Origin of the sequence: Mesorhizobium sp. M0011 (assembly GCF_040324155.1) — a bacterium.
Taxonomy (GTDB): Bacteria; Pseudomonadota; Alphaproteobacteria; order Rhizobiales; family Rhizobiaceae; genus Mesorhizobium.
In genome coordinates this window covers 411,824-424,255 of sequence record NZ_JAMYVQ010000001.1, presented here as the reverse complement: position 1 = coordinate 424,255, position 12,432 = coordinate 411,824, and the positions used below count along the sequence as shown (strand labels likewise).

Below are 12,432 nucleotides of genomic sequence, written 5' to 3'. Positions count from 1 at the left end.
GCAGAGCAGCCGCTGATCTTTGATGTGGCGCGCAGCCTATCGAAGAGCCATTGCGCAGGGGATTCGCGCCATGCATCCTCGTCATCATGGCGGGCACGATGTCGCACCTTTCTAATTGATTGATTTTATTGCCTAAAATACATGGCAATGAACTTCCGCCCGTGGCTTGACGGGCGCAAACCCTCTAACTATGTTGCCGGCGACTTTAGAAGCGGACGGACGGTGACGGTCTGACCGGGCAGGGGGGTTGCGATGGCCGACAAGAATGGGCCAGACGGAACCGGAAAAACCGGCCGCGGCAATCAGCATGAACCCGATATCCGCGACGACGATCTTGAGCGCCGCCGCCGTGACCTTGAAGCTTCGCTTGCGACAAGGCGGCCGGGCCGGCTCGAGGGGAAAGACGACGCGAAAGCGGGCAGTGTGGCCGGTTATGGTCAGGCGCTCAAACTCTCCAGCGAGTTTATCGCCGGGGTGGTGGTGGGTGCCGGCATCGGCTGGATCATCGACCGTCTGGCGGGGACATCGCCATGGGGTCTGATCGTGTTTCTGCTGCTTGGTTTTGGCGCCGGAGTGCTCAATGTGATGCGTTCCGCCGGCGTTGTGGCAGAATTTGGACAGGGCGATAAATCGCGCCGTGACCAAGACGACAAGAAATGACCGCGCTTCATGTGCGGTAATGGTAACGAGGCCGTACGCGGCATTGACGGGGTTTGAACGTGGCAGCTGACAAGGTCGATCCGATCCACCAGTTCCATATCAACAAGCTGATTCCGATCGACATCGGCGGCTATGACCTGTCTTTCACCAATTCGGCGCTGTTCATGGTCGCAACCGTGATCGTCGCGGCTGGATTCCTGTTTCTCACGACGTCGAGCCGCAGCCTGGTTCCCGGGCGGCTTCAGTCGGTCTCCGAGATGGCCTACGAGTTCGTCGGCAACATGTTGCGCGATGCCGCCGGCACGCAAGGCATGAAGTTCTTCCCTCTCGTGTTCTCGCTGTTCATGTTCGTGCTCGTCGCCAATCTGCTTGGCCTGTTCCCGTATTTCTTCACCGTCACCAGCCACATCATCGTCACCTTCGGCCTTGCCGTGCTGGTGATCGCAACCGTGGTCGTCTACGGCTTCATGAAGCATGGTTTTGGCTTCCTGAAACTGTTCGTGCCGCATGGCGTGCCGGTCTTCCTGCTGCCACTGGTGGTGCTGATCGAAGTGATCTCCTTCGTGTCGCGCCCGGTCAGCCTCTCGGTTCGTCTGTTCGCCAACATGCTCGCCGGCCACATCACGCTGAAGGTGTTCTCCGGCTTCGTGGTCAGCCTGAGCGCGCTCGGCGCGGTCGGCGTCGCCGGCTCTATCCTGCCTCTGGCGATGGCGGTGGCGCTGACGGCACTGGAACTGCTGGTCGCCTTCCTGCAGGCCTACGTCTTTGCCGTGTTGACCTGCATGTATCTCAACGACGCCCTGCACCCCGGGCATTAGGTCCAAAAGTTTCCGGCCCAGGAATTTCCAACATTGGCGCCGGATGGAATCGCAACGGAATTTTAGATCCAAAGGAGTTGAACAAATGGACGCAGAAGCAGCAAAGTACATCGGCGCCGGCATCGCTTGCCTGGGCATGGGTGGCGCGGGCATTGGCCTCGGCAACATCTTCGGCAGCTACCTGGCGGGCGCTCTGCGCAACCCGTCGGCTGCCGATGGCCAGTTCGGCCGCCTGATCTTCGGCTTCGCCGTGACCGAAGCTCTGGGCATCTTCTCGCTTCTCATCGCGCTTCTGGCCCTGTTCGGCTGAGCACTCGGGAAGATTGGACAGGCCGGCCGCGCAAGCGGCGGGCCTGAATTTCGGGGATAGTCCATGTTCGTGACATCTGCCTTTGCGCAAGAGTCCGCGCCATCAGCCGATACCAGCCACGCTGCGACGGAAGGCGAAACGCATTCCGGCACCAGCGTGCCTGCTGAAGCGCATGGCACGTTTCCGCCATTCGATCCGGCGACGTTCCCGTCGCAGCTTCTGTGGCTGGCGATCACCTTCGGGCTGTTCTATCTCTTCCTGAAGCGGGTGGTGATGCCGCGCGTCGGCGGCATCATCGATGTCCGCAACGATCGCATCACGCAGGACCTTGATCAGGCGGCCAAGTTGAAGGGCGAGGCCGACGCCGCCGTTGCTGCCTACGAGCAGGAACTGGCGGAAGCCAAGACCAAGGCCAACGCGATCGGCCAGCAGGCCAACGACGCGGCCAAGGCCGAGGCCGACACCGCGCGCAAGAAGGTCGAGGCCGCGCTCGACGCCAAGCTTGGCGAAGCCGAAGCCCGCATTTCTTCCATCAAGGCCAATGCCATGAAGGAAGTCGGCAGCATCGCCGAGGATACCGCTTCGGCGATCGTCGAAGCCCTGGTTGGCGGCAAGGCCAGCAAGGCCGAGATCGCGGCCGCGGTCAAATCCGTGGCCCGGTGAGGAGCGCATCATGGATTACACATCTCTCGCGACGCTCTGGGCCACGGTTGCCCTGGTCATCTTCCTGGGCATTGCCGTCTACATCAAGGTGCCTCGCCTGATCGCCAAGGCGCTCGACGCCCGCGCCGCCAGGATCAGCAATGAACTGGACGAAGCACGCCGACTGCGCGAGGAGGCCCAGCAACTGCTTGGCCAGTATCAGCGCAAGCGCAAGGAAGCCGAGCAGGAGGCCGCCGACATCGTCGCCGCCGCCAAGCGCGAAGCCGATATGCTTGCCGCCGAGGCGCACAAGAAAACCGAGGACTATGTTGTCAGGCGCACCGCGCTTGCCGAACAGAAGATCGGCCAGGCCGAGCGTGACGCCATCAGCGAAGTCCGCGCCAGCGCCGTCGATATCGCCGTCGAGGCAGCGCGCGCGCTGCTTGCCGGCAAGATCGACGCCAAGGCCGGTGCCGATCTGTTCAAGGCTTCGCTTGCGGACGTGAAGTCGAAGCTGAACTGAGCCCTCACAGCCCTCATACAATTAAAGCCGCCCGGGCAACCTGGCGGCTTTTTTGCTTGGAGAGTGCGTGAGACGCCGAAGCGGTCAATCTCCCCACAAGGGGGAGATTGACTTGTCGCTGCTGCCGTTGCTCAATCCAGCCCAGCAAAGCTCTCTTCTTCGACCACTTCAGCGCCACCCAGCCTGAACGGCGAAAACGACACGCGATGCAGCCGCGCCACCGGGCCATGCGCTTCGATCGCGGTGCGATGGCGAACCGTGGCGTAGCCCATGTGGACTTCGAACCCGTAGCGGTCGTGATGATTGCCGCAGCCGCACATCATGCGGTCACGCATCACCTTGGCGACGATCGAGGCGGCAGCGATCGATTGCGAACGCTGGTCGCCCTTGATCAGCGCGCGCCCTTCACAAGGCAGCCCCGGCGGCACGTCGCGTCCATCAGCGAGGGCTAGTTTCGGTCGGACCGACAGTCCGACCAGGGCGCGCCGCATGGCTTCCAGGCTTGCCTTGAGGATGTTGCTGCCGTCGATGCCCTCGGCACTGATTGAGGCCATCGAGACCGCCTGCGCGGAGCCAAGAATTCGCAGGAACAAGGCCTCACGCTGCAAATGGCTGAGGCGTTTGGAATCGTCGAGGCCGTCCGGAATGTTGGCGGGATCGAGCACCACCGCCGCAGCGACCACCGGCCCGGCCAGGGGGCCACGGCCGGCCTCGTCCATCCCGGCGACCGGCCACAGGCCCTCCGCCATCGCCTTCGTCTCGAAGGAGAAGTCAGGCTTCTCGATGATCTCAAAGAGAGGCGGAGAATCAGAACGCGCGCGAGCCATGTTGCGGCGAGGTTCGCATCGGCTCTGATTCTCCGCAAGTCCCTCCGGGTCGGGTGGGGCGCCGGACCGGGAGGGCACCGTCTGCAGGCCGGGGCAGGCCGGACGGGATTCTGGTGCCGCGACGGATCAAACCATCGCGACGAATTGTCTCTCAAAGCAGCGTCAGCTGCACCTGATCTTTCCCGGCGGCAACGAACTGGTCGGTTCGCAACGTGCGCCGTTCGGCATTGAGGCCGAGCCGCTTGGCTGTGATCTCGAAGCGCCGGCCGATCTGCCAGGCGTAGGGACCGGCGCCCTTCATGCGCTTGCCCCATTCCGAATCGTAGTCCTTGCCGTCGCGCATCGAGCGGACCAGCGACATCACATGGCGGTAGCGGTCGGGATAATGGCGCAGCAGCCAATCCTTGAAGATCGGGCTGACCTCCAGCGGCAGGCGCAGGATCACGTAGCCCGCTTCGCGCGCGCCGGCCGCACGTGCGGAATCGAGGATGCGTTCCATCTCCGGATCGGTCAGGCCCGGAATGATAGGAGCCACCATGACCGACGCCGGAATGCCGGCATCCGAAAGCTGCCGGATCGCTTCCAGCCGCTTGGTCGGTGTCGACGCGCGCGGCTCCATGGTGCGCGCCAGCATACGGTCGAGCGTCGTCACCGACAGCGCCACCTTGGCGAGCCCGCGTTCGGCCATGCGTGACAGGATATCGATATCGCGCGTCACCAGAGCGGACTTTGTCACGATGCCGACTGGATGGCCGCGCGCTTCCAGCACTTCGAGAATTTCGCGCATGATCCGGTATTGCTTCTCGATGGGCTGGTAGGGGTCGGTGTTGGTGCCGATGGCGATGGTGCGCGGCTGGTAGCTGTCTTTCGAAAGCTCCTTGTCAAGCAAGCGCGCCGCATCAGGCTTGGCGAACAACTTCGATTCGAAATCCAGACCCGGCGACAGGCCCATGAACGCGTGCGTCGGGCGGGCAAAGCAATAGACGCAGCCATGCTCGCAGCCGCGATAGGGGTTGATGGAACGGTCGAAGGAAATGTCGGGCGATTCGTTGCGGGTGATGATTGTGCGCGGCTTCTCGACCTGCACTTCGGTCTTGAAGGGCGGCAGTTCCTCCAGCGAATTCCAGCCATCGTCGAACACGTGCCGGCTGACCGGCTCGAACCGGCCGGACGGATTGATACCCGCTGACCTGCCGCGGTTGCGGTCCGGGCGGACACGCATGCCGCTCTGCTCGACCATCGCGTTGGCCATCTCGGCTCTTCCTGCTCCGAAAGCTGCAATGTCGGCGCGCACGATCTGTTCCATTTTCGCCCGCTCCCAGGGACTGTCCATGTTGTGTCGAATCGCTCTGCTCATGAAATTATTCCTATTTCGTTGATAAGAACAAAGCAAGAACTTTCTATGGTGCGATGCAAAACTGGCGCTGTCGGGCGCTTTCCGCTATTCGGCTCAGCATGCTCAGTGTTCTCATCGAAACCCGCAACGACGAGGAGGGCCTCGCCCGCACGCTCGCCTCGCTGATTGGCGGCGCGGTCGAAGGCGTGGTGCGTGAAGTCATCGTCTGCGACACAGGCTCTACCGACCAGACGCATCATGTGGCCGAGCATGCCGGCTGTCAGTACGTGACGGGCGGTGTCGCTGCCGGCATCCGCCAGGCCAAGGGGGATTGGTTGCTGCTCCTGGAGCCGGGCGCGCGGCTGGTGGAGGGCTGGATCGATGAAGTTGTCGCCCATACGGCCAGGCAGACCATGGCGGCACGGTTTTCGCGCACGCGAGCCAGTCGCACGCCATTCCTGGCCCGGGTCTTTTCGGGAAACCGCGCCTTGGCCGACGGATTGCTGATCAGCAAGCGTCAGGCGGCGGCCGCGGCCAAGAGTGCCGGCAGTGCCGAGGCCATCGCCCGCGGCCTCGCGACGAAGCGGCTCGACGCCGAAATCTGGATGGCGCCGGCCAAGCAGGAGCGCCGCCCCTCGACGTGATTTTTTGCAGTTGCTCAGGTCATTGTGCATTGCACAAAATTTGACGCGGGGTTAGCTTCCGTTCAAGCGGGAATTGGGTTTGGGTCATGCCGAGAGGCGAGCACCGATGCGGCATCGGTGGTGCTCTCATAGCCGAGGACCCAATGAAGCTTTCAACCCCCGACACATCCGGCGCGGCCAGTCTCGAGGCCATTGCGCGCAACGGCAGCCTGCTGCGGCGCATCGCCGTGCGTATTCCAACCTATCTGACGGACCTGCGTGAGAACCCTGCCTGGCTGCCGATGTTCGTGTTGGCGCGCACCATGCCCGGACGCCGCATGCATTGGCTCGGCGCAAAGCGCGCCCGCCCGGTCGCCAATGCCGGGGATACGATGTTTGCCGGTGTCGAACGGGGAGCGGTCGTCGATGCGTTGCGCTCCGACGGGCTGTTCTCAGGCCTGGTCCTGCCGCCTGATATCCATGAAGAGATCGCCGACTTCGCCGGGCGCACGCCTTGCTTCGGCAATTTCGACCGCCGTCTCGAATTCATGCCGGGGGAACATGCCGAGGCCGAGAAACGCCTTGGCCGCTCGCTGCTTAGCGGGCATTTTTTCGAGCGCATCCTCGACTGCCCGGCGGCGCTTGCCATCCAGCGCGATCCGCTGCTTCTGGATATTGCCGCGCACTATCTCGGCGGCCAGGCGAAACTGATCACGACGCGGGTCTGGTGGAGTTTTCCCACAGGTGCCGCTTCGGATGCCGACAAGAACCTCGCCTCGCTCGGCAAGTATCATTTTGACCTCGACGACTGGCGCATGCTGAAATTCTTCTTCTACCTCAAGCCGGTCGACGCCGACACCGGTCCGCATGTCTATGTCAGGGGCAGCCACAAGCGCCGCAGCCTCAAGCATCAGCTTACCCTTCTGGTCGGCCATCCCGCGCAACAGGTTCTGGATGTCTATGGCGAGCAGAGCCCGGTGACGCTGACCGGCGAGGCCGGTCTCGGCTTCGTCGAGGACCCCTTTGGCTTTCATATGGGCACCGTGCCGGCACGCACGCCGCGACTGATGATGGAAGTCGGCTTCGGCGTATCGCCGCCGTCGCGCCGACGGTTTCATGGCGAGCCGGTCATCCGCTGAGAGCTGCCTATCCGAAGCTCATCTCGACAGGTGTCCAGTGTGTGCGGCGTCTGGCTTGGCGCTGCGCCCTGTTTTCCGTATCGAAGTCGACACGGACCGGCTCCTGGTTGAACCGCTCGCGGTCGTCCAGGGCGTTGATGATGACGATCGCCCTTGCGTCATCCTCTCCGGCGATTGCGGCGACATAGACGCCGCAATCCCGGCAGATCAAATAGTCGGCCGTCCTCAGCCCGAACTGATATTTTCGCAATCGCGCCTCATCCTTGACCGAGATGACCAGTCTGCCGTCCGGATCGGCAGCCGCGCGCGAACCATGTCTGACACAGAACGAGCATTGGCAGGCGCGAACTTCGATTTGCGATGGGTCGAGTTCGGTTGAAAATGCAAGGCGTATGTTGCCGCAATGGCATCCACCGGTGTGCACGGTCATCGTAGCTGCCTTGTCGTGAACGGCGATGATCGCCTTCAGACAAGGTACTTTTCCGAGGTCCGGGTTGGAATGGGGTTTCGAAGGCGCCGGTGCTGTTTTGCCGGGCAAACGCGGCGTGGAACCGGCGCTTTGCCTCGGGTTTTACAGAGCCAATTTGCTGCGCCGCAAATGCTCGTCCAGGCGCGGCATGATCTCGACGAAGTTGCATGGCATGTGCCGGTAGTCGAGCTGCGCTTTCAGGATGCCGTCCCACGCGTCCTTGCAGGCACCTGGCGAACCCGGCAGCACGAAGACGAAGGTGGCGTTGACGACGCCGCCGGTCGCCCGGCTCTGGATCGTCGAGGTGCCGATCTTGTCGTAGGAAATCCGGTGGAACACTTCCGAAAAGCCATCCATGCGCTTTTCGAAGATCGGCTCCAGCGCGTCCGGCGTCACGTCACGGCCTGTGAAGCCGGTGCCGCCGGTGGTGATGACGACATCGATATTCTTGTCCTGTGACCACGCCAGAACCGTGTCGCGGATTTTCTCGCGGTCGTCGGTGACGATATTGCGGGCCGCCAGCAGATGGCCGGCCTCGGTGATGCGGTCGGCCAGCGTCTGGCCGGATTTGTCGTCGGCGAGGCTGCGCGTATCCGAAACGGTCAGCACCGCGATGCGCACGGGAATGAAGGAGCGGCTCTCGTCAATTCTGGCCATCTGCGCCCTCCGATGCGATGCTGCGCGTCGCGGCAACGAACCAGTCGGGCTGGCGGCCGCGGATTTCGGCGGCGGCGCGCTTGGCGACATTGCCGGTTTCGAACAGGCCGAAACATGTCGCGCCGGATCCCGACATCCGCGAGAACCCCGATCCGGCCTTGTTCAGCCAGGAAAGCGCCCTACCGATTGCGGGTTGCACCTCCAGCGCCGCGGGCTCGAGATCGTTGCGGGTGATCTCCAGCCAGTTGCGCAGGCTGTGAAAATCGATGCTGCGCGGCAGCGGCGGCAAGGCCTCATTGTCGCGCCGGGAAAGCGCTGCAAAGACATCCGCCGTCGAGATCGGCGTGCCCGGATTGACCAGCACCAGCCCAAGCGCCGAAAAATCCGGCACCATCGACAGCTCGTCGCCGATGCCGCGCGCGACCAGCGGCTTCGCCGCCAGGCACATCGGCACATCGGCGCCAAGCGAGAGGCCGATCCGTGCCAGCTCGGTGCCATCGATGTCCAGGGCCCAAGTCTGCGCCAGCCCGCGCAGCACGGCTGCCGCGTCGCTCGAACCGCCGCCGACGCCGGAGGCGACCGGCAGGTTCTTTTCGAGCCGGATGGCGACCGGCGGTGTGCGCTCTTGCCCGGCTGTCTGCCGCAGGGCATCGCGCGCCTTGAGCACCAGATTGCTGGCGTCGAGAGGAACGGCCGGGGCGTAACGGCCGGATACGGTAAACTCATCGCCGTCGGCGGGCGCGATTTCGACCCTGTCGCCAAACCGTGTGAACACCGCCAGGCTCTCGATCAGATGATAGCCGTCAGGGCGCCTGCCGGTGACATGCAGCGCAAGATTGATTTTGGCGTGTGCGTGCCAGCTACGCGACCCGATGTCGGTGTCCACAATCGTCTGCGGGATGATGCTCAGTCCTTGGCCAGCCGGTATTCGCCGGTCTTCGGATCCTTGACCAAAGTGCCGATCGCGCCGTTGGCCGTCTGCTTTTCTGTGCGTCGCACCTTGGCGGTCACACGCTCGGCTTCCCTAATGAAGGTGCGGTAGCCGAAATAGGCGGCAACGCCAACGACGGCGAAGAAAATGATCTGCGGCATGCCAAAACTCCTCCCACGCTGGGCCGGCGAAGGCGGCCGGTCGGGTCGGTTGATGCATGTCGACCCGCTTTTGGCAACACGACATGCATGAAACTCAAGCTCTCATGCTAGACGGTTCTGCCGAGTTTTCAAAGCCCGAAGCGAGACCACAATGCGCGCTCTTCCGCCGCATCGATCACGCCGCTGGCGGCAGCGGCTACGATATCGGGCGCTGAAAAGCCCTTGCTTGAGCCGAACAGGCCGAAGCGGCTAAGAAAACCGCGCGGTGTCGTGATCAGCCTGAGCTGGGTTTTCGCCCCGAAACGGGTCTTGAGCACAGTGCGCATGTCGCCGAGCGCATCGACCAGACCGAGTTCGAGGCCCTTGATGCCTGTCCAGAACAGGCCGGTGAACAGTTCCGGGTCGTCCTTCAGTTTCGTGCCGCGCCGCTCCTTGACGAGGTCGATGAAGGTTGCGTGCACCTCGAGCTGTAGCGCCTTCAGCCGTTCGACATCTTCCTTCTTCTCGGGCTTGAACGGATCGAGCACCGCCTTGTTCTGGCCAGCGGTGTGGACACGTCGCTCGATGCCAATCTTTTTCATCAGTTCAGGGAAGCCGAACGAGGCCGACACCACGCCGATCGAACCGACGATGGACGACGGATCGGCGAAGATCTCGTCGCCAGCGACCGCGATCATGTAGCCGCCCGACGCCGCCACATCCTCGACGAAGACCAGTACCTTTTTGTTCTTTTCCGTGGCCAGGTCGCGGATGCGCTTGAAGATCAGCCGAGACTGCACCGGCGAGCCGCCCGGCGAATTGATCGAGATGGCGACCGCCGGCGCGTCGTAGGAAAACGCCTTCTCGATGAGGCCGGCGGTGGAAGCCAGCGACAGGCTCGGCCGAAACTGGCCACCGCCTGCCATGATGGTGCCGTGCAGCCGGATGACCGGAATAGTGACGGCGGTGGAGCGCCAGGATTTCGGCAGCAGGCGGTTGATAAGGCGTTTCACGAGGGCGCAGTCTCCGGTCGATGGGTTGCAGGCATGTAGGGATTTCCCGGCCAACGGCAATGTCGCCGGGCAGAATAGCTCAATCTCCGAACAGCGAGGCGAGGCCGTTGGCGATCATTTCGCTGCGCTCGTCGGGGCCGTTGCCTGATTGCGCGTGGAGCATCAGGGGCGGGCGTATGGCGAGCTTTCCCCGTGCCCCGAGCGCTGCCCGCACGACGATGCGGATCGCCGCCGCATCGGGACGAGGGTGGACGGCGAGCATCTCGGCATCGCCGAAGCGGCCTGTGATCGCATCGAGAATGGCGCCGAGCTGTTCGGGCCGGGCGATTACGGCGAGCCCGCCGCGCGGCTTGACCACCGCCGCCGCACTTCTGATCCAGCTCTTGAACAGCCCGTCCTCCATGACATGGGCTTCCTTTCGCAGGCGATCCGATGTGGCCCGGTCCCGGGGAGCATTGAAAGGCGGGTTCATGATGACGAAGTCGAAGTCGTTGTCGGCGAGGCCGGCGGCCGCCCGCGCCCGGCCCGATACGGTGACATCGGCGACCAGCACGGAGGCGCGATCGCTGAGATGGGCATTGCCGGGATGGGCAAGCGTCGCCGCCGCGAAGGCCGCCATTTCCGGCGCGCGTTCGACAAGCACCGCCTCTGCCGCCGGGCAGCGTGACAGCACCGCCAGTCCGGCAGCTCCGGCTCCGGCGCCGAAATCGGCCAGGCGCCTGCCAAAGGTCGATGGCACGGATGCCGCCAGCATCATCGCATCCATGCCGGCGCGATGGCCGCCCTGCTTGGGCTGGACGAGCCAGAACCGGCCGCGATGGAAAGCGTCGACCGTATGGGCCGGCGTGTCCGGGACAAGGGCGGCGGGCGCGGCGGACATTATTTTCCGCGGATTTCGTTGGCGATGCCGGCATCCCTGAGGATGCGCCGTGCCGCGTCGGCCTGGTCGGCATCGACCATGACGCGTTTCTGCAAAAGGCCGATCGACCCTTCGAGAATGCTCATATTCTGATCGGCGACAAAGCAGGCGATGCCGGCGTCGCGCATCAGCGATTCAACAAAGGAGATGATCACGGCATCGTTGGTGCGGACAAGTTCTATCATCATATGAAACTCGCAGTTTGCGCTATTGATGTAAACGGGCAGGGGATTCCGAGGCAGAGCCCCGTTCCCTCTCGGGTCCCCGTTCCCTCTCGGGTCGTTGACATTCCGTCATCGACGCCGCGCCAATTCGCCACTTGCCGTGGCCATGTCCGCCGCCCTAGAGTCCATGCAGGGACTAAGGGTGCCGTCGCACGCTCTATACCAAGACGGGAGTGATTGTTGTGGGTGTCGTTCTCAACATCGAAAACGGGAAGCGGGAGCCCGCCTCCATCAAGGATCTGATCGATCTGACGGCGGCCGATATGGGACGCGTCAATGAATTGATCCTGTCCAAGGCCGGCTCCGATGTCGAGATGATCCCGGAGGTCGCCAACCATTTGATCTCGTCCGGCGGCAAACGGCTGCGGCCGATGCTAACGCTGGCCGCCGCGCAGATGTTCGGCTATGCCGGCGAGGGCCACGTCAAGCTCGCCACCTCCGTCGAATTCATGCACACGGCGACGCTTCTCCACGACGATGTCGTCGACGAGAGCGGCATGCGGCGCGGCAAGAAGACCGCCCGCATGATCTGGGGCAACCAGGCAAGCGTGCTGGTCGGCGACTTCCTGCTCGGCCAGGCTTTCCGCATGATGGTCGATGTCGGCTCGCTCGAAGCGCTCGATATCCTGTCGAGTGCTGCCTCCATCATCGCCGAGGGCGAGGTTATGCAGCTTGCCGCCGCCAAGAACCTCGAAACCACCGAGGACGAGCATTTCGCCGTCATCAAGGCCAAGACCGCGGCGCTGTTTTCGGCTGCTGCCGAGGTCGGCCCCGTCATTGCCCAGGCGACCCGCAACGATCGTGCGGCGCTGCGCTCCTACGGCATGAATCTCGGCCTTGCCTTCCAGCTGATCGATGACGCGCTGGACTATGGCGGCACCAGCAAGGATCTCGGCAAGAATGTCGGCGACGATTTCCGCGAGGGCAAGGTAACCTTGCCGGTCATCCTCGCCTACCGGCGCGGCACCAAGGCCGAGCGCACCTTCTGGAAGCGTGCCATCGAGGACAATGTCACCGATGACGCCGGTCTGGAAAAGGCGATCGGCCTGATGACTCGCCATGGCGCCATTGCCGACACGATCGGACGCGCCCGCCATTTCGGCGAGATCGCCCGCGACGCGCTGGCGCCGCTGGAAGCGACGCCGCAGAAATCGGCGCTGATCGACGTCATCGATTTCTGCATCAGCCGGGTGAATTGAGC

General features: G+C 63.4%; 17 protein-coding genes. 8 read left to right on the top strand and 9 right to left on the bottom strand.

The genetic code is table 11. From position 1 onward, the window contains the following. Window positions 1-252: 252 nt before the first annotated feature. The 5 genes from NKK51_RS02040 (at window position 253) to NKK51_RS02020 (ending at window position 2,953) form a co-directional block, all read left to right on the top strand. A complete protein-coding gene (locus tag NKK51_RS02040) occupies window positions 253-660 on the top strand; it encodes an AtpZ/AtpI family protein (RefSeq protein WP_023808678.1) in 408 nt (135 codons plus the stop codon). Window positions 661-719: 59 nt separating this feature from the next. Continuing rightward, window positions 720-1,478 carry a F0F1 ATP synthase subunit A gene (locus tag NKK51_RS02035; protein ID WP_023808677.1) on the top strand — a complete coding sequence of 253 codons (759 nt, stop codon included), beginning with the start codon at window positions 720-722 and terminating at the stop codon, window positions 1,476-1,478. 85 nt (window positions 1,479-1,563) lie between these two features. Then, window positions 1,564-1,788 (top strand): F0F1 ATP synthase subunit C, encoded by a 225-nt coding sequence (locus NKK51_RS02030; RefSeq protein WP_006206606.1) that lies wholly within the window; start codon window positions 1,564-1,566, stop codon window positions 1,786-1,788. Between the two features lie 63 nt (window positions 1,789-1,851). Then, entirely contained in the window at window positions 1,852-2,451 is a 600-nt protein-coding gene (locus tag NKK51_RS02025; protein ID WP_127290956.1) for a F0F1 ATP synthase subunit B, read from the top strand. A gap of 10 nt (window positions 2,452-2,461) precedes the next feature. Further along, the gene (locus NKK51_RS02020; protein WP_023808675.1) at window positions 2,462-2,953 is read left to right on the top strand and encodes a F0F1 ATP synthase subunit B; all 492 of its coding nucleotides are present in this window, start codon (window positions 2,462-2,464) and stop codon (window positions 2,951-2,953) included. A gap of 131 nt (window positions 2,954-3,084) precedes the next feature. Here NKK51_RS02020 and rnhB read toward each other — a convergent pair whose 3' ends face one another. Both rnhB and NKK51_RS02010 read right to left on the bottom strand, forming a co-directional pair. Then, window positions 3,085-3,780, bottom strand: coding sequence for a ribonuclease HII (gene rnhB / locus NKK51_RS02015; protein ID WP_127290952.1), 696 nt, complete (start codon window positions 3,778-3,780; stop codon window positions 3,085-3,087). A gap of 151 nt (window positions 3,781-3,931) precedes the next feature. Further along, window positions 3,932-5,086 carry a PA0069 family radical SAM protein gene (locus NKK51_RS02010; RefSeq protein ID WP_023808673.1) on the bottom strand — a complete coding sequence of 385 codons (1,155 nt, stop codon included), beginning with the start codon at window positions 5,084-5,086 and terminating at the stop codon, window positions 3,932-3,934. Window positions 5,087-5,235: 149 nt separating this feature from the next. Between NKK51_RS02010 and NKK51_RS02005 the strand changes: the two genes are divergently transcribed. Further along, the gene (locus NKK51_RS02005; RefSeq protein ID WP_023808672.1) at window positions 5,236-5,760 is read left to right on the top strand and encodes a glycosyltransferase; all 525 of its coding nucleotides are present in this window, start codon (window positions 5,236-5,238) and stop codon (window positions 5,758-5,760) included. Between the two features lie 143 nt (window positions 5,761-5,903). Next, the gene (locus NKK51_RS02000; RefSeq protein ID WP_023808671.1) at window positions 5,904-6,878 is read left to right on the top strand and encodes a hypothetical protein; all 975 of its coding nucleotides are present in this window, start codon (window positions 5,904-5,906) and stop codon (window positions 6,876-6,878) included. Between the two features lie 7 nt (window positions 6,879-6,885). Here NKK51_RS02000 and NKK51_RS01995 read toward each other — a convergent pair whose 3' ends face one another. The 7 genes from NKK51_RS01995 to NKK51_RS01965 all read right to left on the bottom strand — a co-directional run bounded on the left by NKK51_RS01995 (window position 6,886) and on the right by NKK51_RS01965 (window position 11,192). Next, window positions 6,886-7,308 (bottom strand): GFA family protein, encoded by a 423-nt coding sequence (locus NKK51_RS01995; protein WP_352550886.1) that lies wholly within the window; start codon window positions 7,306-7,308, stop codon window positions 6,886-6,888. A 141-nt stretch (window positions 7,309-7,449) separates the two neighbouring features. Beyond that, window positions 7,450-8,004, bottom strand: a complete 555-nt coding sequence (gene moaB, locus NKK51_RS01990) for a molybdenum cofactor biosynthesis protein B (RefSeq protein WP_352550884.1) — start codon at window positions 8,002-8,004, stop codon at window positions 7,450-7,452. After that, on the bottom strand, window positions 7,991-8,890 hold the full coding sequence (locus NKK51_RS01985) for a 4-(cytidine 5'-diphospho)-2-C-methyl-D-erythritol kinase (protein WP_352550882.1): 900 nt from the start codon (window positions 8,888-8,890) through the stop codon (window positions 7,991-7,993). Before NKK51_RS01985 ends, moaB begins: the two co-directional genes overlap by 14 nt. A gap of 20 nt (window positions 8,891-8,910) precedes the next feature. Next, complete coding sequence (locus tag NKK51_RS01980) at window positions 8,911-9,096, bottom strand: membrane protein (RefSeq protein WP_023808667.1); 186 nt, start codon at window positions 9,094-9,096, stop codon at window positions 8,911-8,913. Between the two features lie 128 nt (window positions 9,097-9,224). Further along, window positions 9,225-10,088, bottom strand: coding sequence for a S49 family peptidase (locus NKK51_RS01975; RefSeq protein ID WP_352550879.1), 864 nt, complete (start codon window positions 10,086-10,088; stop codon window positions 9,225-9,227). 79 nt (window positions 10,089-10,167) lie between these two features. Further along, window positions 10,168-10,968, bottom strand: coding sequence for a tRNA1(Val) (adenine(37)-N6)-methyltransferase (locus NKK51_RS01970; protein ID WP_352550877.1), 801 nt, complete (start codon window positions 10,966-10,968; stop codon window positions 10,168-10,170). Beyond that, entirely contained in the window at window positions 10,968-11,192 is a 225-nt protein-coding gene (locus NKK51_RS01965) for a putative signal transducing protein (protein ID WP_063167652.1), read from the bottom strand. Before NKK51_RS01965 ends, NKK51_RS01970 begins: the two co-directional genes overlap by 1 nt. A 221-nt stretch (window positions 11,193-11,413) precedes the next feature. Between NKK51_RS01965 and NKK51_RS01960 the strand changes: the two genes are divergently transcribed. Then, a complete protein-coding gene (locus tag NKK51_RS01960; RefSeq protein WP_127272280.1) occupies window positions 11,414-12,430 on the top strand; it encodes a polyprenyl synthetase family protein in 1,017 nt (338 codons plus the stop codon). The last annotated feature ends 2 nt before the right edge of the window (window positions 12,431-12,432 follow it).